Source organism: Rhodococcus sp. 14-1411-2a (assembly GCF_002259485.1).
In the GTDB taxonomy this organism is placed as follows: Bacteria; Actinomycetota; Actinomycetes; order Mycobacteriales; family Mycobacteriaceae; genus Rhodococcoides.
Genome location: NZ_NPGA01000019.1, coordinates 87849 through 107798 on the forward strand (window position 1 = coordinate 87849; position 19950 = coordinate 107798).

17 protein-coding genes and 2 tRNA genes are annotated in these 19950 nt (G+C 64.7%); 8 read left to right on the plus strand and 11 right to left on the minus strand.

Features of this window, described 5'->3' with window-relative positions:
* Positions 1-33: 33 nt before the first annotated feature.
* On the plus strand, positions 34-1227 hold the full coding sequence (locus CH291_RS19080) for a L,D-transpeptidase (protein WP_094688383.1): 1194 nt from the start codon (positions 34-36) through the stop codon (positions 1225-1227).
* Positions 1228-1247: 20 nt separating this feature from the next.
* Here the strand turns inward: CH291_RS19080 and CH291_RS19085 are convergent, their stop codons facing one another.
* From CH291_RS19085 to orn, 3 genes are all read right to left on the minus strand, one after another.
* Entirely contained in the window at positions 1248-1997 is a 750-nt protein-coding gene (locus tag CH291_RS19085; RefSeq protein WP_231911434.1) for a M23 family metallopeptidase, read from the minus strand.
* 323 nt (positions 1998-2320) lie between these two features.
* Positions 2321-2396, minus strand: a tRNA-His gene (locus CH291_RS19090).
* 78 nt (positions 2397-2474) lie between these two features.
* Complete coding sequence (gene orn, locus CH291_RS19095; protein ID WP_082898768.1) at positions 2475-3086, minus strand: oligoribonuclease; 612 nt, start codon at positions 3084-3086, stop codon at positions 2475-2477.
* A gap of 94 nt (positions 3087-3180) precedes the next feature.
* Here orn and CH291_RS19100 point away from each other — a divergent pair, with 94 nt between their 5' ends.
* The gene (locus tag CH291_RS19100; RefSeq protein ID WP_094688535.1) at positions 3181-4905 is read left to right on the plus strand and encodes a helicase HerA-like domain-containing protein; all 1725 of its coding nucleotides are present in this window, start codon (positions 3181-3183) and stop codon (positions 4903-4905) included.
* 48 nt (positions 4906-4953) lie between these two features.
* Here the strand turns inward: CH291_RS19100 and cmrA are convergent, their stop codons facing one another.
* Genes cmrA through CH291_RS19115 form a run of 3 tightly spaced genes read right to left on the minus strand, consistent with a single transcriptional unit; the run spans position 4954 to position 8350 of the window.
* Entirely contained in the window at positions 4954-5757 is an 804-nt protein-coding gene (gene cmrA, locus CH291_RS19105; RefSeq protein WP_094688384.1) for a mycolate reductase, read from the minus strand.
* 23 nt (positions 5758-5780) lie between these two features.
* A complete protein-coding gene (locus CH291_RS19110; protein WP_094640351.1) occupies positions 5781-7826 on the minus strand; it encodes an NADPH-dependent 2,4-dienoyl-CoA reductase in 2046 nt (681 codons plus the stop codon).
* Positions 7823-8350 carry a PadR family transcriptional regulator gene (locus CH291_RS19115; protein WP_068050015.1) on the minus strand — a complete coding sequence of 176 codons (528 nt, stop codon included), beginning with the start codon at positions 8348-8350 and terminating at the stop codon, positions 7823-7825. The genes CH291_RS19110 and CH291_RS19115 overlap by 4 nt, the downstream gene beginning before the upstream one ends.
* An 83-nt stretch (positions 8351-8433) precedes the next feature.
* Between CH291_RS19115 and CH291_RS19120 the strand changes: the two genes are divergently transcribed.
* The gene (locus tag CH291_RS19120) at positions 8434-9756 is read left to right on the plus strand and encodes an MFS transporter (RefSeq protein ID WP_094670060.1); all 1323 of its coding nucleotides are present in this window, start codon (positions 8434-8436) and stop codon (positions 9754-9756) included.
* Here the strand turns inward: CH291_RS19120 and CH291_RS19125 are convergent.
* Positions 9753-10577: an alpha/beta fold hydrolase gene (locus CH291_RS19125; RefSeq protein WP_094688385.1), complete on the minus strand. Its 825-nt coding sequence runs from the start codon at positions 10575-10577 to the stop codon at positions 9753-9755. The two genes, CH291_RS19120 and CH291_RS19125, sit on opposite strands and share 4 nt — an antisense overlap.
* Positions 10578-10606: 29 nt before the next feature.
* Positions 10607-11257 carry a TetR family transcriptional regulator gene (locus CH291_RS19130; protein ID WP_179272127.1) on the minus strand — a complete coding sequence of 217 codons (651 nt, stop codon included), beginning with the start codon at positions 11255-11257 and terminating at the stop codon, positions 10607-10609.
* A gap of 171 nt (positions 11258-11428) precedes the next feature.
* Here CH291_RS19130 and CH291_RS19135 point away from each other — a divergent pair, with 171 nt between their 5' ends.
* The 3 genes from CH291_RS19135 (at position 11429) to CH291_RS19145 (ending at position 14046) form a co-directional block, all read left to right on the plus strand.
* Positions 11429-12541 (plus strand): ferredoxin reductase, encoded by a 1113-nt coding sequence (locus CH291_RS19135; RefSeq protein ID WP_094670061.1) that lies wholly within the window; start codon positions 11429-11431, stop codon positions 12539-12541.
* Positions 12542-12604: 63 nt separating this feature from the next.
* Positions 12605-13789: a fatty acid desaturase family protein gene (locus tag CH291_RS19140; protein ID WP_068050025.1), complete on the plus strand. Its 1185-nt coding sequence runs from the start codon at positions 12605-12607 to the stop codon at positions 13787-13789.
* Positions 13790-13812: 23 nt separating this feature from the next.
* Positions 13813-14046: a hypothetical protein gene (locus tag CH291_RS19145; protein WP_032394788.1), complete on the plus strand. Its 234-nt coding sequence runs from the start codon at positions 13813-13815 to the stop codon at positions 14044-14046.
* A 64-nt stretch (positions 14047-14110) separates the two neighbouring features.
* Here CH291_RS19145 and CH291_RS19150 read toward each other — a convergent pair whose 3' ends face one another.
* The 3 genes from CH291_RS19150 to CH291_RS19160 all read right to left on the minus strand — a co-directional run bounded on the left by CH291_RS19150 (position 14111) and on the right by CH291_RS19160 (position 16520).
* The gene (locus CH291_RS19150) at positions 14111-15220 is read right to left on the minus strand and encodes a methyltransferase (protein WP_094640436.1); all 1110 of its coding nucleotides are present in this window, start codon (positions 15218-15220) and stop codon (positions 14111-14113) included.
* Positions 15221-15234: 14 nt separating this feature from the next.
* Complete coding sequence (locus CH291_RS19155; RefSeq protein ID WP_094688386.1) at positions 15235-16377, minus strand: N(5)-(carboxyethyl)ornithine synthase; 1143 nt, start codon at positions 16375-16377, stop codon at positions 15235-15237.
* A 70-nt stretch (positions 16378-16447) separates the two neighbouring features.
* A tRNA-Arg gene (locus CH291_RS19160) sits at positions 16448-16520 on the minus strand.
* Positions 16521-16666: 146 nt separating this feature from the next.
* Here CH291_RS19160 and CH291_RS19165 point away from each other — a divergent pair.
* Together CH291_RS19165 and CH291_RS19170 are read left to right on the plus strand one after the other, a co-directional pair.
* The gene (locus CH291_RS19165; RefSeq protein WP_094688387.1) at positions 16667-17824 is read left to right on the plus strand and encodes an XdhC family protein; all 1158 of its coding nucleotides are present in this window, start codon (positions 16667-16669) and stop codon (positions 17822-17824) included.
* A 209-nt stretch (positions 17825-18033) separates the two neighbouring features.
* Positions 18034-19947 (plus strand): cytochrome c oxidase assembly protein, encoded by a 1914-nt coding sequence (locus tag CH291_RS19170; protein WP_255183252.1) that lies wholly within the window; start codon positions 18034-18036, stop codon positions 19945-19947.
* The last annotated feature ends 3 nt before the right edge of the window (positions 19948-19950 follow it).

A 19950-nucleotide genomic window follows, 5' to 3' on the forward strand; every position in this document is an offset into this window, starting at 1 on the left:
GGGTCGGGCTCGAAGTGGGAAGTGGTGTGATTCATGAGGGTGTATCGCGGATTCGTACTCGCCGCGGTGGGAGTGGTTGCTTCGGTGGCAGTCCTGTCGGGATGTAGTTCTGCATCGGACGTCTCCGAACCGTCGGTGCCGATCGATTCCAACCCGATGACCGAGCTGATGAAGCCGAAGCTGACCTCGAGCGTCCTCGACGGAGCCGTCGGATTCTCGCCGGCGGACCCGGTGACCGTCTCGGTCGCCGACGGCAAGTTGTCCTCGGTGACGATGCTCAACCCGGAGGGCGAGCCGGTCTCGGGCGCGATCTCGCCCGACGGATTTTCGTGGACCAACACCGAACCGCTCGGCTACGACCGTGAATACCGCGTCCAGGCCGACGCGTACGGACTCGGGGGAGCGTCGAGCACGGTATCGAGCTTCACCACCAGCCAGCCCGGCAACTTCACCAAGCCCTACGTTCTGCCGAACCCCGGCGACATCGTCGGAATCGGTCAGCCGGTCGCGGTTCAGTTCGACGAACCGATCACCGACAAAGTGGCCGCACAGAACGCCATCACCGTCACCACGACGCCTGCCGTCGAGGGCGCGTTCTACTGGGTCAACAACAAGGAAGTTCGCTGGCGTCCGCAGAACTACTGGGCACCGGGCACCAAGGTCGACGTGGCGGTGAACGTGTACGGACGCGATCTCGGTGACGACATCTTCGGTCAGGAGAACGCCACGACCTCGTTCACGATCGGTGATGCGGTCATCGCCACCGCCGACGACAACACCAAGCAGGTGACGTTCAACGTCAACGGTCAGGACGTCATCACCATGCCGACATCGATGGGCAAGGACAGCACGCCCACCGACAACGGCGTCTACATCATCGGCGACCGCTTCGAGCATCTCGTGATGGATTCCTCGACCTACGGTGTGCCGGTGAATTCGTCCAGCGGATACCGCACCCCGGTCGACTGGGCGACGCGGATGTCCTACAGCGGCATCTTCTTCCACTCCGCACCGTGGTCGGTGGGACAGCAGGGTTACTCCAACGCCTCGCACGGGTGCCTGAACCTGAGCCCCACCAACGCGAAGTGGGTCTACGACAACACCAAGCGCGGCGACATCGTCGTCGTGAAGAACACCGTCGGTGGGACGCTGTCGGGTACCGACGGCCTCGGTGACTGGAACGTCCCGTGGGACGAGTGGAAGGCCGGGAACGCCACTACGGTCTGATCGAAGCGGAGTTCGGCCGATCAGCTTCGGTCGCGGGTCTGGTACAGCGAGGGATCGATACCCAGCGTCTTCAGGTAGGCCACCGGTTCGACGCTCGAACCGTTGTTGCGCACCTCGAAGTGCAGATGCGGTCCGGTCGAGTTTCCGGTGCTGCCGACTGCGCCGAGTACATCGCCCGGTGCCACTTCGTCGCCGACCGAGACCGCGATGCTGGACTGGTGGCCGTAGTAGGTCTCGGTGTTGCCACTCTTGACCCGCACGAGCTTGCCGTATCCGTCGCCTGCATCTCCGGCCTGAACGACGGTTCCGCCGGTGACCGCGTGGATCGGAGTTCCGCTGTCCGCAGCGAAGTCGACACCCTGGTGGAACTGCGCGCCGTTGCCGGTCGGGTTGTTGCGCCCGCCGTAGCCGGAGGTTATGCGGTAGTCGCCTGCATCGATGGGCAGCACTGCTCCACCGAGCCCGACGGTCGGCGGAGCGGTCGGGAGTTCGATCTCGGGTACTTCCACCGTGCTCGGAGCGTCCGGTGAGTCCGGTGCGGAGAGCACGTCGCTGTCGAGAACGATGGCTGCGACCTGGTTGATCAGGACGCCGGTGGCGTCCAGGACAGCCGCGAGAATCGCGGCCCGCTGCTGCGCGTCGGGCTGCGGTATCGGGATCTGGGGGAGTTCGATGGTGGGTTGAGCGGTGGCCACCGCTGGGCTGAGCAAGCCGGTTGTGCCGATGCACAGTGCTGCCGACAAGATCGAACCCGCTATGACTCTGTGCATTCTGCGACCCACGAAAAGCCTCCTCGTCTGCGTCCTCCGCGCACCTCGGATGGGTGCGCGCAGGACGTAAGAACATGTTCGGTGACGCTTCGGGGCACGCTGAACTCACGTAGCAAAAACCACATGAATCACATTGGTACTTTTCTTCCCCAAAAGTGCCATTGGTAACCGTACGTCACATTAACCCCACAAGAAACCTGAAAGTTGAATTACAACAACGTAATTCGAGGTCAGCGTGGTTGCGGCGGGACCGGAGGGCTCGTCGCTCGGGGAATGGAGACACGAAAAAGGCCGGCCTCACGAGGAGACCGGCCTTGTTCGTATGGGGTGAGCGACGGGACTCGAACCCGCGACATCCAGGATCACAACCTGGTGCTCTACCAGCTGAACTACGCCCACCATTGCACGCATCCGCAGAACCTTTTCGGGCTCTCCATCAGCAGCGTCGACAATACTAGCGGGTTGAATCCCGGGTTGCTAATCCGCCCCTGACTGCGTGTCGAGATCGTGAACGACAGCTGCAATATCGCTGGTGGAGGGCCCCGGCTGCGCTACGAAGGCAGTCCGGCGGTAGTACTGCAGCTCCTTGATCGACTCCTTGATGTCCGCGAGAGCGCGGTGCGCAAGGCCCTTGGGCGGCTGTCCGTAGTAGATACGCGGGTACCAGCGGCGGGCGAGTTCCTTGATCGAGCTGACGTCGATCATGCGGTAGTGGAGGTAGGTGTCGAGCGCGGTCATGTCGCGAGAGATGAACCCGCGATCGGTGCCGATGGAGTTTCCCGCGAGGGGAACCGTTCCGGCTACCGGGACATGCTCCTTGATGTACGCCAGGACGCGCTGCTCGGCTTCCTCCAGCGTCACCGTCGACGCGCGCACCTCGTCGGTCAAGCCCGATTTGGCATGCATGTCGGTGACGACGGCAGGCATGTTCGCCAACGCGTCGTCGTCGGCATGGATGACGATGTCGACACCCTCCCCGAGGATGTTGAGCTCGCTGTCGGTCACCAGCGCCGCAATTTCGATCAGCTTGTCCTTGCTCAGGTCCAAGCCGGTCATTTCACAATCGATCCACACAAGTTTGTCCTGCACTCGCACCACACTAGTGCGAGCCGCTGTGCCACTAGGGTTTGCGGTGGCGATCGAGCCAGTTCAGCATCAGCACACGTTCATGGAGGACGCGGACATGACAGTCGACCCGACGCAGCCGGCACCCACGCTCAGCCCGGCAGAGAAGGCGAAGGCTGCCAAGGCCGCCGCCGTCGAAGCGGCACGGGTCGCCGCCGAAGCTCTGGCCGCAGCGGACGCCGCCGAAGCCGAAGCGTTGGCCGCGGAACAGGGGCAGCCGCAGGCATCGACGGGCAAGGCCGCCGAGATCGCCGCCGGATACGCGTCGGAGGGGGCCGCGTTGGAATTGGGAACCGTGGTGCTCGACGGCGTCGCCGATCCGTCCGCTCGTATCCGAATTCCGTTGGCCACATTGAACAGACATGGCCTCGTGGCCGGGGCCACCGGAACCGGAAAGACGAAGACGCTGCAGGGCATTGCCGAACAGCTCTGCGCCGCAGGCGTTCCCGTGGTCATGGCCGACGTCAAAGGTGACTTGTCCGGCCTGTCGCAGCCGGGAGCAGACAACGAAAAGATCCGCAGCCGAGCAGCGGACACCGGTATTCCGGACTGGGCTCCCTCCGGCCATCCGGTGGAGTTCCTCTCCCTGGGTACCGACGGAATCGGCGTCCCGGTGCGCGCCACCATCACTGCATTCGGCCCGATTCTGCTCAGCAAGGTGTTGGGGCTGAACAACACTCAGGAATCCACTCTCGGCTTGATCTTCCACTGGGCCGATTCGCAGGGGCTCGCCCTGCTCGATCTCAAAGACCTGCGGTCGGTGATCATGCACCTGACCAGCGACGAGGGCAAAGCCGACCTGAAGGGCATCGGCGGCGTCTCCTCGGCCACCGCAGGCGTGATTCTCCGCGCGTTGGTCAACCTCGAAGCGGACGGCGGCGACACCTTCTTCGGCGAGCCCGAGCTCGAGACCGAGGACCTGCTGCGCGTCGGGCCGGACGGCAGAAACGTGATCACCTTGTTCGAGCTCGGGGCGCAGGCTTCGCGGCCGGTGATGTTCTCCACGTTCCTGATGTGGGTGCTGGCCGATCTGTTCCAGACGCTGCCCGAGGTGGGTGACGTGGACAAGCCCAAGCTGGTCTTCATCTTCGACGAGGCACACCTGCTGTTCGCCGACGCCTCGAAGGCGTTTCTGCAGCAGGTGGAGCAGACCGTCAAGCTCATCCGCTCCAAGGGTGTCGGTGTCTTCTTCTGCACGCAGCTGCCCACCGACGTCCCCAACGATGTTCTCTCGCAATTGGGGGCGCGGATTCAGCACGCCCTGCGCGCCTTCACGCCCGACGATCAGAAGGCCTTGAACAAGACGGTCCGCACGTACCCCAAGACCGACGCCTACGACCTGGAAAAGGCGCTGACCTCGTTGGGTACCGGCGAAGCGATCGTGACTGTGCTCTCGGAAAAGGGTGCACCGACTCCCGTGGCGTGGACCAAGATTCGGCCGCCCCGCTCCCTGATGGACACCATCGGCAACGACGCCATCGCGGCGGCCGCATCGTCGAGCACCCTGTCCTCGAAATACCGAGAAACGATCGATCGCGAGTCGGCCTACGAGCGGATGAACGCGCGGGTGGCGAACGTACCGGCCCCGGCCGAGAAGTTCGACATCCCGCCCCTGCCTGCGGATCTGCCGGATCTACCGCCGAGCGAGCCGGATGGGCCGTCGGCCGCAGAGCGGATCATGGGCAACCCTGCCGTCAAGAGCTTCCTTCGATCGGCCGCCTCGGCCGCCGGGCGGGAGATCTCGCGCAGCATCTTCGGAACCGGACGTCGCCGCCGACGCTGAGCTTGCTCAGTCGGGAGTGGAGCCCGCGGAACGACCGAAATTCGGGTATCAGTTGCCGAGCTTCTTGTAGAAGCTGCCGATGATCGGTGCGGAGATGCTGCGCGGGCTGTACTGGCCGGCCGCCGACATGCCCTTGCTCAGCAGACCCGGTACGACGCGCATTTTGTTCCTCTCGAGGCCCTCGAGAGACACCTTCGCGGTGTAGGCGCTGTCGATCCACAGGAAATCGGGAACCATCTTGTCGACGATCGAAGCCTCGGCCGGGTCCGGTGTCTCGGTGCGGACCGGGCCGGGAGCGAGGAGGGTGACGTTGACTCCGGTACCCGCGAGCTCACCGCGCAGCGATTCCGAGAACGTGTTCACGAAGGCCTTGGTCGCGGCGTACGTCGCGTTGTTGGGGATGGCCATGTTGCCTGCCGCCGAACCGGTGATCAGGATGCCGCCCGCTCCACGACCGATCATGCCGGGCATGACCGCCAGTGTGAGGTCGTGCACCGCAACGGCATTGAGCTCGACCTGGTCGCGCTCGTACGCGGGATCGAGACCGGACAACGGCCCGAACGTTGCGATCCCTGCGTTGTTGCACAGGATCGAGATCTCGCGCTCGGACAGCTCGGTCACCAGTTCCTGTCGCTGCTCACGGTTCGACAGATCCGACTGACGCACCTCGACGGTGACGCCGTACTCGGCCGTGAGCTTTGCGGCCAACGCCTCGAGCAACTCGCCGCGTCGAGCCACCACGATCAGTGAATGACCACGGGCGGCGAGTTCGGTGGCCAGGGCTTCACCGATTCCGGAAGAGGCTCCGGTGACGACGGCGCGGGCATCTGGGCTGGGCTTGGGCAGGCTCACGGTGAGACAGGCTAGCGGACAGATCAGATCGTGGCCGCGAGCCGGGTGCCTTGCTCGATGGCCCGCTTGGCGTCGAGCTCCGCAGCGACGTCCGCACCGCCGATGATGTGCGTCGTGGTGCCCGCGGCCTTCAGCTCGTCGACCAAGTCGCGAACCGATTCCTGACCGGCGCAGACAACGATGGTGTCCACCTCGAGAACGCGCGGACGCTCGTGCTTGTCACCGAAGGAGATGTGCAGGCCCGCGTCGTCGATCTTCTCGTAGTTGACACCGGAAAGCTGTTGCACGCCTTTGGCTTTCAATGCAGCTCGATGAACCCAGCCGGTCGTCTTCGCCAGCCCGGCGCCGATGCGTCCCGGCTTGCGTTGCAGCAGATACACCTCACGCGGAGACGGTGCGGGTACCGGAGTAGTCAACGCCCCCGGCGCGGCCTCGGGCTCGGTGACGCCCCACTCCTGCTTCCATTCCTTCAGATCCAAGGTGGGGGAGGCGTCGGTGGTGAGGAACTCGGAGATGTCGATGCCGATACCGCCTGCACCGATGACCGCGACCCGATCGCCGACGGGCTTGCCGTCGCGCACCAGTTCTGCGTACGACAGCACCGAGGGGTGCTCGATGCCGGGGATGCGGGGAATCCGGGGGGTGACGCCGGTGGCGAGCACCACCTCGTCGAACTCGCCTGCGACGAGTTCGGCCGCGGTGACTCGGGTGTCGAGGTGAACGGCGACGTCTGCGCTGCGAAGTGCACTGGAGAAGTACCGGATCGTTTCGGCGAACTCCTCCTTGCCTGGGATGAGTCGTGCGATTCCGAACTGTCCGCCGATCTCGTCTCTGGCCTCGAAGAGGCTGACGGCGTGTCCGCGTTGCGCGAGATTGAGCGCGGCGGCCAGGCCTGCGGGCCCGGCTCCGACGACCGCCACCTTCTTGGTCTTCTTCGTCGGCAGCAGTTGCAGGTCGATCTCGCGTCCGGCACGCGGGTTGACCAGGCACGAGACCTTCTTGTGGACGAAGGCGTGGTCCAGGCAGGCCTGGTTGCAGGCGATGCACGTGTTGATCCGGTCGGCGGAGTCGGTGGCGGCTTTCTCGACCCAGAACGGATCGGCCAGCATCGGCCTGGCCATCGCGATCAGCTGCGCATCGCCGCGAGCCAGAATGTTCTCGGCGATCTCGGGCATGTTGATGCGATTGGACGCGGCGACCGGGATGGACACGTGTTTTTCGAGCTTGCCGGTGATGTCCGCGAATGCGGCGCGCGGAACCGAGGTGACGATGGTCGGCACCCGCGACTCGTGCCAGCCGATGTCGGTGTTGATGATGTTTGCACCCGCAGCTTCGACGTCCTCGGCCAGCGCGACGATGTCGTTCCAGCTCTGGCCTTGTTCGACCAGATCCGCCATCGACAGCCGGAACACGACGATGAAGTCGGGGCCGACGGCTGCCCGCGTCTGCCGCACGATCTCCACGGCCATCCGCCGACGGTTCTTCGCCGAACCGCCCCACTCGTCGCGTCGCTTGTTGGTGCGCTCGGAGAGGAACTGGTTGATGAAGTAACCCTCTCCGCCCATGATCTCGACGCCGTCGTAGCCGGCGCTCTGTGCGAGCCGGGCGCAGCGTACGTAGTTACGGATCTGCCAGCGGACGCCCCTCGATGTCAGTCGCCGCGGCCGAAAAGGATTGATGGGAGCCTTGATCGACGACGCCGACACGCTCAGCGGCTGGTAGGAATAGCGCCCGGCATGCAGGATCTGCAAGGCGATCTTGCCGCCTTCGTCATGGACGGCAGCAGTGATCCGGCGATGCCGACGGGCTTCGATGCGATTGGTCAGCTTGGCTCCGAACGGCAACAGCCAACCGGTGCGATTGGGCGCATAGCCCCCGGTGATGATCAGCGCGACTCCGCCGCGGGCACGCTCGGCGAAATAGGCCGCCAGGCGGCCGGTGTCGCGGGCGCGATCTTCGAGGCCGGTGTGAATCGATCCCATGATCACGCGGTTCTTCAGCGTGGTTGCGCCGACATCCAACGGAGACAACAGAATCGGATACGGGCCAGCAGTCTGCTCGGTCTTCACAGCTTCTCCAATACCTCGGTGCACCACTCGGTGAATCCTTCTTCGACGCGAATTCCGCCGCGCAGCACCAGGTATTGATGCAACGCGGTGCCGGTGAGGGCAGCGGGGGCCGGAAAGTCCTGCTTCTCGATCAGTCGGTAGACGTCGAGGCGGGTGGCATGAACATCGCGATGGCGGGCGACTTCGATCTTGAGAGCATCGATGTCACCGTTGGCGGCCCCGCGGATCTTGACGGCGAGTTCCTCGCGTAGCTGCGAAGGATCGGTCGGAGCGGCGATCCAGCGATCGAGCTCCGCGCGACCCGCAGCGCTGACGGAGTAGACCTTCTTGTCCGGCCGGCCGTCCTGCGCGACTGCTTCTCCGGTGATCCATCCAGCCGCGTCCATCCGCGTCAGCGTCCGGTAGATCTGCTGATGCGTTGCGCTCCAGAAGAATCCGATCGACTTGTCGAAGCGGCGGGCGAGCTCGTACCCCGAGCCGCTGAGCTCGGTGAGGGAAACCAGAATCGCGTGTTCCAAAGCCACACCCGAGAGTATGTATGCAACACGGTGACTATGCAACTAGGTGCACCGATGAATTCGGATGCCGCGGTCTAGTGTTGGCAACCATGGGAACCCAGCCGGAGGCCGCTGTCGTCGGAGTCGCCACAACGCGTAAGCAGGTCACCGCCTGGGGGTTCTGGGACTGGGGCTCGGCCGCGTTCAACGCCGTCATTCTCACGTTCGTGTTCTCGGTGTATCTCACCGACGCCGTCGGCGACGATCTGCCCGGTTCCATCTCGGCCACCACCTGGTTCAGCTGGTCGATTGCCGTGTCCAGCGTCGTCATCGCACTCCTCGCGCCGGTCTGCGGGCAGTACTTCGACGCGCGCGGCAAACGTAAGTGGCTGCTGGGAGTGCTGACCGCGCTGACGGTCGTCGCCATGGCGGGCCTGTTCTTCGTCCGAGACGACTACCACTATCTGTGGCTCGGCCTGTTGCTGCTCGGTCTCGGATCCATCATGTTCGAGCTGGCCAGCATCCCGTACAACTCGATGCTGCGGCAGGTCTCCACTCCGGCGAACATCGGCCGAGTCTCCGGGTTCGGTTGGTCGATGGGCTATTTCGGCGGAATCGTACTGCTGCTCCTGTGCTACGTCGGCTTCATTGCCGGCGACGGCGACACCCGCGGAGTTCTGGGGCTGAGCACCGACGGCGGACTGAACATTCGACTCGTCGCTCTGCTCGCTGCCGTGTGGTTCGCCGTCTCGGCCATCCCGGTGCTGTTCGCCGTTCCCGAGGTACCCCGCGCCGTCGCCGATCCCAAGGCCGCTGAAGCCGGGTTCGCGGCCTCGTACCGTGTGCTGGTTCGCGATGTCCGGGAGCTGTGGAGCGTGGACCGTCGCGCGGTCTACTACCTGATAGCCAGTGCACTGTTCCGGGACGGATTGGCGGGGGTCTTCACCTTCGGAGCCGTACTGGCCGTCAGCGTCTACGGCATCGGAGCGGGCGACGTCCTGCTGTTCGGTGTCGCTGCCAATGTCATAGCCGGGCTCGGAGCGATCGTGGCCGGACGGTTCGACGACAGAATCGGCCCGAAGAAAGTGATCGTCTTCTCGCTCACCTGCATGATCGCCGCCGGGACGATTCTGCTGTTCGTCTCGGGACCGACGATGTTCTGGATCTTCGGGCTCATCCTGTGTCTGTTCGTCGGGCCGGCGCAGTCGTCCGCCCGCACCTTCCTGGCCCGGCTGGCTCCACCGGGACGCGAAGGTCAGTTCTTCGGACTGTTCGCTACGACGGGACGCGCCGCCTCGTTCCTCGCACCGTCCCTGTTCGGTCTGTTCGTGTGGATGTTCGACGCCGACCGCGCGGGTATCGCCGGGCTGATCATCGTCCTCGCTGCCGGACTGCTGGCGCTGCTGAAGGTGCGGGCTCCCGAACGGGTCTAGGCGGAGTCGATACGGGCCAGGATCTCGGCCGTCAGTTTTTCGGGCGCTTCTTCCGGGATCCAGTGCGAGATTCCGTCCAATTCGACGAATCTGTACGGCGCATCGACGAATTCGCCGCAGCGCTCCGCTCCCGCTCGACCGATGGCGGTGTCGCCGTTGCTCCAGACGTAGGTGGTGGGCACGGTTACCGGAGGAAGGTTTGCGAACTCCCTGGTCATCGCGGCGTACCAGCTCGATGCGGCCGTCAGCGCCCCAGGGACGGTGAGATGCCGAACGTATTCGTCGTCGAGGCTGTCCGCACCGAACATCGCGCGCAGCCGCTGGGCGTCGTTCTCGACCAGAACTCGCTCGGCCTTCTCCGGTTTTCGGAGCAGCCCGAAGTACGTGGACCGCTCCTGCTGATCCGGATCCTCGCGGATGGCCCAGTTGAACGCGGCCGAATGCGGGACCGACGCCGCTGTGAGAGTGCGGACGCGGTCCGGATGTTCGGCTGCGAGATGCCACGCGACCACCGCACCCCAGTCGTGTCCGACCAGATGCGCCGACGGCAGCTCGAGCGTGTCGAGCAATCCGAGAATGTCGCCGGTGAGATGTTCGATGCGGTAGTGCTCGACGCCGACCGGACGGGCACCGGGGGAGTAGCCCCGCTGGTTCGGGGCGATCATGCGACAACCTGCGCCGACCAGGCCGGGCGTCACCGCGGTCCACGACGCGTTGGTCTGCGGAAAGCCGTGCAGCGCAACCACCGGAACACCGTCCGGTGGTCCCGACATCTCGACCTCGAACACGTACTCGCCGACACTTAACTCGGTCATGAACATCCCTTCGCGGCCGTCTCGTTCTCGAACGGTCAAGCCCGTCGTGGTTCCCATCGGCTCATCCCGAGCATGATCATGCGGATCTGCTTCTCGGTCCGCTCGATGAGATCCTTCTCGTTCTGACTACCCGGTCTGTCGATTTCCAACAGGCCGACCACCGCAGTGAGCATCGTCGAGACGAGCAGGTCTGCGGTCATCTCCAGATCGGCGACGTCCCACCGCTCCAGACCGGGCATGCGGGACAGGTCGATGGTCAGCTCGCTGACGAACAGTCGTAGTTCGGTGGCGAAGGCGCGGCGCACTCCGGTCACGCCGCCGTACCGTTCGCGACTGAGAAAGCGGAATTGATCCTCGTGGGAGCGAACCTGGCGAACCAGGATGCCGAAGGACTCGGTCGCCGTCTTGGTGCTGGGGTTGCGTCGGGCGTCGCGCAGCATCTGTCGCAGCATCCGCATGCTGTCCTCGACGAGAGCGACGCCGAGGTCCTCCATGGAGGCGAAGTGTCGATAGAACGCGGTGGGGACGATGCCGGCGGATCGAGCGACCTCACGGAGGCTGACGCTGGCGAAAGAACGCTCGCGGAGCAGGTCCAGGGTGCCCTCGATCAGTGCTTGCCGCGTGCGCTCCTTGCGCTCGGCGCGGGTCCCCGGTTCTGTCACAACGTCCAGTTTATGGGCGCGCATTCTGTGATCTCCCTTCCGGTTCCTCCCCGGCACCCACAGAACTGTCGATTCGCTCTGTAACGGCGGTCACATAAACGTTGACAGGTACCGGTGTCGCTCTGCCACACTCATGTTAGTGCACAATCGTTCACTGAATGGGTCGTAGGTTTCGATCCGGTAAGGGAGGATGGAATGACGCTTCAAGAACGTCCGTCGCGGGCCTCGGGTTCGCGCAAGTTCTCGCTTCTTTCCCTGTTCGAGGCCATGGCCACGCCCCACGCGCTCGATCGTTACCTCGAACTCGTCGACCCGATGACGACCGTTCGTGACCTTCGCGGCGAAGTGACCGAGATACACCGGTCCACCGAAGACTCGTTGACGCTCACCATCCGTCCCACGCGTCAGTGGAAGGGTTTCAAGGCCGGCCAATTCGTTCAGGTCGGAGTCGTCATCGACGGAGTACGCCACACCCGCTGCTACTCGCCCGCGTGCTCGCAGTACCGCAAGGACGGCCGGATCGAACTGACGATCAAGGCGCATCCCGAGGGTCTGGTGTCGCAGTACCTGCACAAGAACGCGTACGTCGGCCTGGTGGTCAGCCTGTCGCAGGCGGACGGCACGTTCGAGCTTCCCCAACCACGCCCGGCAAAGACGTTGCTGATCAGCGGTGGCAGCGGTATCACGCCGGTGCTGTCCATGCTCAGGTCGCTGCTGGACGAGGGGTACAGCAGCGACCTGACCTTCCTGCACTACGCGTTCACCGAAAACGACGTCGCGTACAAGAAGGACCTCGAGAAGATCGCCGCCCAGCACGAGAACGTGAACATCGTCTTCGCGTACACCGAGCAGAAGACCGGCGGCGACCTGCACGGGTTCTTCGGCCAGGAACATCTCGATGCGGTGGCCCCGTGGTTCGCCGAGGCCGACACCTTCCTGTGTGGACCTCCCGGACTGATGAAGAGCGTGACGTCGTACTTCGACGACGCAGGTCTCAGCGAGCGGCTGCACCTCGAGGAGTTCACGCCCTCGTTCGCCACCGTCAGCGACGACGTCACCGGCACCACCACGTTCTCCGGCAGCGACGTGTCCTCGGAGAACGACGGCGAGACGCTGCTCGAACAGGCCGAGGCGGCGGGACTCTCACCGGCCAACGGCTGCCGGATGGGTATCTGCTTCACCTGCACCTCGGTGAAGAAATCCGGCTGCACCAAGAACATCAAGACCGGTGAGACCGACACCGAATCGGACAAGAAGATCCAGCTGTGCGTGTCCGTCGCCGTGGGCGACGTCGACATCGACATCTAGATCCACCTCGAACAGCGACAACCCCAAGACCCATCTCGACCCGATCGAATTGGAGATCATCAGATGCTCGGAACGATTCTCTCGATCCTGCCCACCACCGTCCTGCCCTTCCGCCGTGACGAGACCCTGCCGGACCAGCCGACCGTGCTGACCTACGAACAGGTGGAGGAGCTCGGCCGCGAACTCGACGACCTGCGCGCCCGCACCGTCGCCAAGCTCGGTGACGAGGACCGCGAATACATCTACAAGATCATCAAGGCGCAGCGCGGCCTCGAGGTCGCCGGACGCGCGTTGATGTACCTGCCCTTCCTTCCGCCTGCATGGCTCGCAGGTGTCGGTGCCCTCGGAGTGGCGAAGATTCTCGACAACATGGAGATCGGCCACAACGTCATGCACGGCCAGTACGACTGGATGCGTGAGCCCGGCCTCAACTCCGAGGTGTTCGAGTGGGACACCGTCTGTCCGGCAGACCAGTGGAAGCATTCGCACAACTACATGCACCACACGTTCACCAACATCGTCGGCATGGACCGCGACATCGGTTACGGCATCCTGCGGATGGACCAGGACCAGAAGTGGAATCCGTACTACCTCGGCAACCCGGTGTACGCATTCCTGCTGATGACGTTCTTCGAGTGGGGCGTCATGCTGCACGACCTCGAGACGGAGAACATCGTCGCGGGCAAGCGCAAGTGGCACGACGTCAAGCCGCTGCTGCAGGGCATGTGGCGCAAGGCGGGCAAGCAGGCGCTCAAGGACTACGTGATCTTCCCCGCGCTGACCGGGCCGTTCTTCGCGTCCACCGTGGTCGGCAACGTCGCCGCCAACCTCATCCGCAACGTGTGGACCTACTCGATCATCTTCTGCGGCCACTTCCCGACCGGAGTCCAGACCTTCAGCAAGGAAGAGACCGCCGAGGAGAGCCGCGGCGAATGGTACGTGCGGCAGATGCTGGGATCGGCCAACATCGAGGGAACTCCGCTGTTCCACATCATGTCGGGCAACCTCTCGCACCAGATCGAGCACCACCTGTTCCCCGATCTGCCCGCGCACCGCTACCCGCAGATCGCGCCGGAGGTCAAGGCCCTGTGCGAGAAGTACGACCTGCCGTACAACACCGGTGGCTTCTTCCACCAGATCGGCACCGTGTGGGGCAAGATCTTCAAGCTCGCCCTGCCCAACTCGCTCACGGGATCGGCGGCTCCGGCCGGTGTTATCGTCGAGCGTAAGAAGACCAGCGCAGCGTGACGACTTCGAAGGGGGCGGTCCTGTTGGTAGGAAAGTTCGAGCGCAACAAGGACACCGTGCAGGAGTTCACCGAATCGGCCGCGACTCACGTCGGCCGGATCGTGGTGATCATCGCCGGAGCCGTCCGCGACGTCACTCGTGAAATCGGTGATCTGATCACCGACGGAATCGAAATGCGTGAGGCGGCGAAGAAGGCGGAGCGTGACGCGCCGCTGGGCACCGTGATCAACGGCGAGTTCGAGACCCGCGAACGGTAGAGAAGAACCGGATCCACCAGCGCCGCCCGAGCATTGCTCGGGCGGCTCTGTCGTGTGTCCACTGTCAGCGTGCGCGGAGCCGCCACAGTGACGTGGTTTCGCGTGAGCGTGCCGCGTGCAACACATCGGAGCTGTCGGTGACGCGCGAATGCGTCGGGGTGGTGTCGGTTCGGCCGACGACAGCCAGGCCTGCCGCGTCGATGGCGGTGAGAAGTTCTGCGCGCGTGACCAATCCGAGCAGCTCGGCGAGGTCGGACACGATCAGCCAGGCCTCACCGTTCGGCGTCAGGTGCCCGCGGAGTCGGCTGAGGAAGGACTTGAGCATTCGCGACCCGGGGTCGTACACCGCATGTTCGATGCCCGACGTGGGTTTCGTGGGAATCCACGGCGGATTGCACACGATCAGTCCCGCACGCCCGGACGGGAAGATGTCGGCCTGCACCACCTCGACCCGATCGGCAAATCCGAGAGCATCGATGTTGGCTCGTGCGCACGCGATCGACCGCGGATCCTTGTCGGTCGCGACCACCGAGGTCACGCCGCGGCGGGCGAGCACTGCAGCCAGAACGCCCGAGCCGGTGCCGATGTCGAACGCTCGGTCCGTGTCCGGCAGCGGTGCGCCGGCGACGAGTTGGATGTACTCGCCGCGGACGGGGGAGAAGACGCCGTAGTGTGGGTGGATCGAGGCATCCAGCGCCGGCACGAAGACACCCTTGCGTCGCCATTCGTGTGCGCCGACCATGCCAAGCAGCTCGCGCAGCGACAGCACGCACGGCGTGGCGTCGGGGCCGAGTGCCTCCGATACCGCTGCACGGACGTCCGGAGCCCGGCCCAGGTCGAGTCGACAGCTCGAATCGAGTTCCACCAGAAGCATTCCCAGCACGCGGGCACGTCTGGCTCGATGTTGACGATGCAGATGAAACTGCTCCGCAGGTGACGCGTCGGAGGACTGTTTGGCCGGTGGTACCCGCCGGGTCATCGCCGACAGCAGCTGCCGAGCATTGTTGTAATCGCCGCGCCACAACAGAGCTTCGCCGATCGTGGCCAGCTTGTACGCAACGTCTGCCGTCGTCGAATCGTCGACGATGCGTACCGTGCGGGGTGCGGGAGCGCCGTTCTCCGACTGCCAGCGGCACGTCCGCTCGCTACCGTCCTCGATCCACGTGATGCTCATGCCGTTCGCTTCGTTCACGCTGCGGTGTGCGGGTACTCCGCACTGCGATGTTGGAAGGCAAGGATATTCGGGTTCACGATGATTCCGCTCCTGATCTCGATCGAACGCTCGATGGTGGAATCGGCACTCCACGCCGAGGGTCCGTCGAGCACGATCCGAAGGTACGGCAGCAGCGATTCACTGATTTCCCAGGTGGCAGAGTTCCACAGGTAGGAGGGGCTGTGGTCGACGGCGTAGTACCGCACGTTGTCGCCCACGGTGAACATGGGATCGGCGAACGACGTGGGCTTGGCCCACTCGAATCCCATGCCCTCGTCGCACGAGACGTCCACCACGAGGGTGCCCGGCGCGAGAGTCGGCAGGTCCTGGTTCGTCAGGAACGTCAGTGGTGAATTGGTATCCTGCAGAACGCAATTGACGATGACGTCGTGGTCGGCGAGGAAGCTCGACAGTGGTACGCGGCCGTCGGGAGTGAGGGCCCGACTCTGGCGTGGATCGGCGTCGTCGAGATCGAAGTTGACGATGTTGGCCGAGTGGATCGGCGAACTCACCGCAGTGACGCCGCGCTGGGTGAGAACGTCCACATCGTGAATGCCATGGGCATTGAGTGCAGTGACCGCACCGCGAGCGGTGGCACCGAAACCGATGACCGCAGCCCGCAACCGGCGACCGTAATCACCGGTCGACCCGATCAACTGCAGTGCGTGCAGCACCGAGCAGTAGCCGGCCAACTCGTTGTTCTTGTGGAACACATGCAGATTGAACGAGCCCTCGTGGGTCCAGTGATTCATCGCCTCGAAGGCGATCAGCGTCAGCTTGCGGTCGACGGCGATCTGGGTGAGTTCTTCGTCCTGTACGCAGTGCGGCCAGCCCCACAGTGTCTGCCCTGGGCGAAAGGATGCGAGATCCTCGGCCTGGGGCTTGGGCAACAGGATCACATCGCACTCGGCGACGAGTTGCTCGCGTGTGCGAATGCCCGCCACCTGGGTGGCCAGGTGCTCGTCCGAAATTCCGAACGGTTCGCCGTAGCCGGATTCCAGGAATATGCGGGCGCGAATATCGGCATCTATTCGATCGAAATGCAGTGGGTGAATCGGTAGTCGCCGCTCATCGGGCTTGCGCGAACGTGAGAGGACTCCGAGAGTGAGCTGATGCACGTGTGACCCTTCGTTATGCGAAGTCAACCACAGTGAGCCGAACGGACTTACGTTTCTGCTGGTCAGAGGGTGCCCCCGGCAGGATTCGAACCTGCGACCAAGGGATTAGAAGGCCCTTGCTCTATCCCCTGAGCTACGGAGGCTGGCACGTGCGGGCGGACCCGCTCGAGCACGGTTGACGAGTGTACCTTTCCGTATACGCCGATCGCGCCGGCATGGGTTGGGCGATGGTCGCAGCGGGAAAGCGGTGGTTTCGGAAGCGTTCCGACCCCAGGTCGAAGGAGGTGCTGTGCACGACATCCTCGACGACGCGCTGCGCACCTGGCAGTCCGGCGAGGTGGCAGCGGTCGCGACGGTGGTTCGCACCTTCGATTCCGCGCCGCGTCCGGTCGGAGCGGCCATGGTCGTCGGTTCCGACGGTGCGGTGGCCGGTTCGGTCTCGGGCGGCTGCGTCGAAGGCGCGGTCTACGAACTCGCGCAGGACGTCATGCGCACCGGGACTCCGGTGCTCACCCGATACGGAGTATCGGACGACGATGCGTTCGCCGTCGGGCTCACCTGCGGCGGAACGCTCGACGTGTTCGTCGAAGTGCTCACCCGACAGACGTTTCCCGAATTCGAGGCCCTCGTCGCGGACGTTCGCGCCAATGTGCCCGCGGCGATGGCGACAGTTGTCGCGCACGGCGATCCGGAACGGCTCGGCCGCAGGATCGTCGTCGGAGAATCGGGCACCCGAGGCTCGCTCGGCAGTGAGCGTGCCGACGCTGCCGTGGCCGACGATGCGAAAGGGCTTCTCGCCGCTGGCCGTTCGGCTGTCCTGACCTACGGCCCCGACGGCCAGCGACGGGGCGAGGGGATGGAGGTGTTCGTCTCGAGCCACGCTCCGCCGCCTCGGATGCTGGTGTTCGGAGCCATCGATTTCGCTGCCGCGGTGGCGCAACAGGGCGCATTCCTCGGGTACCGAGTCACGGTCTGCGACGCACGGGCAGTCTTCGCGACTCCGCAGCGGTTTCCCGCAGCCGAGCAGGTCGTGGTCGCGTGGCCGCACGACTATCTGTCCGCGCAGTTCGCGGCGGGGGAGGTGGACGAACGCACCGTCGTCTGTGTGTTGACCCACGACCCCAAATTCGACGTGCCACTGCTCGAGGTGGCGTTGCGCATTCCATCGCTGGCGTTCGTCGGCGCGATGGGATCGCGCCGAACCCATGACGACCGCATGGCTCGGTTGCGGGCTTCGGGTTTGACGGAGACGGAACTCACTCGTCTGGCCAGCCCGATCGGTCTCGATCTCGGTGCGCGCACCCCGCAGGAGACGGCCGTGTCGATCGCAGCGGAGATCATCGCCCACCGCTGGGGCGGTACCGGTGAACCCCTGCGCGCCCGACACGGCCGCATCCATCACGACGCGAGCGAGGCCGTGAGTGCGGACAAGTACGACGCTGTGTAGGACTCGCGTTTCGAGTACTCCCGATCACCTCTTACTCTGGTGGTATGGCAACACCGGATCTCGAGAAGCCCGAACCCTCGACCGCTGAACTCCCGGCGGACGATGTCCGGGCGAACGACGGTTCGACGAACGACGATCCACGGTCGACCACCACGACGGTGTTCGCCACCGCAGGCGTCATCGCCGGTGTGGTCGCCGCACTCACCGTGATGCTCTCCGCCTCCGATGCGCTGGTATTGCTCGGAATCCCGGATCCGGGCCCGGCCACCACGTACGGTTTGCCTGCGCTGAGGGCCATCGGCGAGATCGCCGCCGTCATCGCCATCGGATCCTTTCTGCTGGCCGCGTTCCTCGTACCGCCGCAGAAGAACGGGATTCTCGACGTCGACGGGTACCGCGCGGTCCGGACCGGTTCGGTGGCGTCGATCATCTGGGCCGTCTGCGCCCTGCTTCTGGTGCCTTTGACGTTGTCCGACACCTCGGGGCAGCCGTTCGCCGAGGCCATCAAACCGGCCAACCTGTGGATTGCGCTCGACCAGGTGGAGATCGCCAGTGCCTGGCGCTGGACCGCCATCATGGCCGTTGTGCTCGCCATCGCGTCGCGCACGGTGTTGCGGTGGGCCTGGACGCCCGCACTGCTCGGGTTCTCCCTCGCGACGCTGCTGCCGATCGCGCTGAGCGGACACTCCTCGGCAGGCGGCTCGCACGACATCGCCACCAACAGTTTGATCCTGCATCTCGGGGCCGCGTCACTGTGGGCGGGCGGACTGTTCGCGCTGCTGGCGCACGTTCGCAGGCGTGGTGCACACGCCGATGTCGCGGCTCGCCGATTCTCCACGATCGCCGGAGTCTGCTTCGTGGTCATGGGCATCAGCGGCGTCATCAACGCCCTGGTCCGGGTTTCGCTCGCCGACCTGTTCACCACCACCTACGGCCTGCTGATCGTGGGCAAGATCGTCGCCCTGATCGTGCTGGGCGGCTTCGGCTGGATGCAGCGCCGCCGTGCCCTACCGGCACTGATCGCCGATCCCACGGCCCGCGGGCCGCTGCTCCGGTTCGCCGGTGCCGAGGTGCTGGTCCTCGCTGCGACCATCGGGCTGGCCGTCGGGCTCGGCCGCACACCTCCGCCGGCCGAGATCGACCCCAATCTCACGACCACAGAAGCGGCACTCGGGTACAACCTCAGTGGCCCGCCGACGTTCGCGCGCATGGCGCTGGACTGGCGCTTCGATCTGATCTTCGGCACCGCGGCAATCGTCATGGCCGTGGTGTATCTGATCGGGGTCCGTCGGCTGCGGCTGCGCGGAGACGCGTGGCCCGTCGGCCGTACGGTCGCCTGGGTGCTGGGCTGCCTCACGCTGCTGATCAGCACGTCCTCGGGAATCGGTCGATATTCCACGGCCGTGTTCAGCGTGCACATGACCGGACACATGATGCTCTCGATGCTGGCCCCCGTCCTCCTCGCGCTCGGTGGCGCGCTGACGCTGGCGTTGCGGGTACTGCCTGCGGCCGGCAAGGACGGCGTCCCCGGGATGCGCGAGTGGTTGCTGATGGGCCTGCACAGTCGACTTTCGCAGTTCGTCACCCATCCGCTCGTCGCGGCGCTGATCTTCGTGGGCGGCTTCTACGTGCTCTACCTCGGCGGAATCTTCGGGGCGGTACTGGACAGTCACGGCGCGCACCTGCTGATGAACCTGCACTTCGTGCTCAGCGGTTACCTGTTCTACTGGACCGTCATCGGAGTCGATCCGTCTCCGCGCAAGATCGCTCCGGTCACCAAACTCGCCGTCGTGTTCGGATCGCTACCGTTCCATGCCTTCTTCGGAGTGGCTCTGATGAGCATGAACACCGTGATGGGTGGCTGGTTTTACCGGACGCTCGGGCTGGACTGGAACTCCGACCTGCTCGGAGATCAGAAGCTCGGCGGCGGTATCGCCTGGGCCACAGGCGAGGTTCCGCTGGTGCTCGTCATGCTGGCGCTGCTGATCCAATGGACCCGCAGCGACGATCGAGATGCCAGGCGCAGTGACCGCGCCGCCGAGCGCGATCACGATGCCGACCTGGCCGCGCACAACGCGATGTTCGCCGAGCTCGCACGACGCGAACGGACCGGCGAGCAGTAGTAC

Bases quoted from the DNA above. Each gene is read 5' to 3' on its own strand.
- CH291_RS19080 (WP_094688383.1), top strand. From the start codon at position 34: ATGAGGGTGTATCGCGGATTCGTACTCGCCGCGGTGGGAGTGGTTGCT.
- CH291_RS19085 (WP_231911434.1), bottom strand. From the start codon at position 1,997: ATGCACAGAGTCATAGCGGGTTCGATCTTGTCGGCAGCACTGTGCATC.
- CH291_RS19100 (WP_094688535.1), top strand. From the start codon at position 3,181: ATGACAGTCGACCCGACGCAGCCGGCACCCACGCTCAGCCCGGCAGAG.
- CH291_RS19120 (WP_094670060.1), top strand. From the start codon at position 8,434: ATGGGAACCCAGCCGGAGGCCGCTGTCGTCGGAGTCGCCACAACGCGT.
- CH291_RS19125 (WP_094688385.1), bottom strand. From the start codon at position 10,577: ATGTTCATGACCGAGTTAAGTGTCGGCGAGTACGTGTTCGAGGTCGAG.
- CH291_RS19130 (WP_179272127.1), bottom strand. From the start codon at position 11,257: ATGCGCGCCCATAAACTGGACGTTGTGACAGAACCGGGGACCCGCGCC.
- CH291_RS19135 (WP_094670061.1), top strand. From the start codon at position 11,429: ATGACGCTTCAAGAACGTCCGTCGCGGGCCTCGGGTTCGCGCAAGTTC.
- CH291_RS19140 (WP_068050025.1), top strand. From the start codon at position 12,605: ATGCTCGGAACGATTCTCTCGATCCTGCCCACCACCGTCCTGCCCTTC.
- CH291_RS19150 (WP_094640436.1), bottom strand. From the start codon at position 15,220: ATGAGCATCACGTGGATCGAGGACGGTAGCGAGCGGACGTGCCGCTGG.
- CH291_RS19170 (WP_255183252.1), top strand. From the start codon at position 18,034: ATGCTCTCCGCCTCCGATGCGCTGGTATTGCTCGGAATCCCGGATCCG.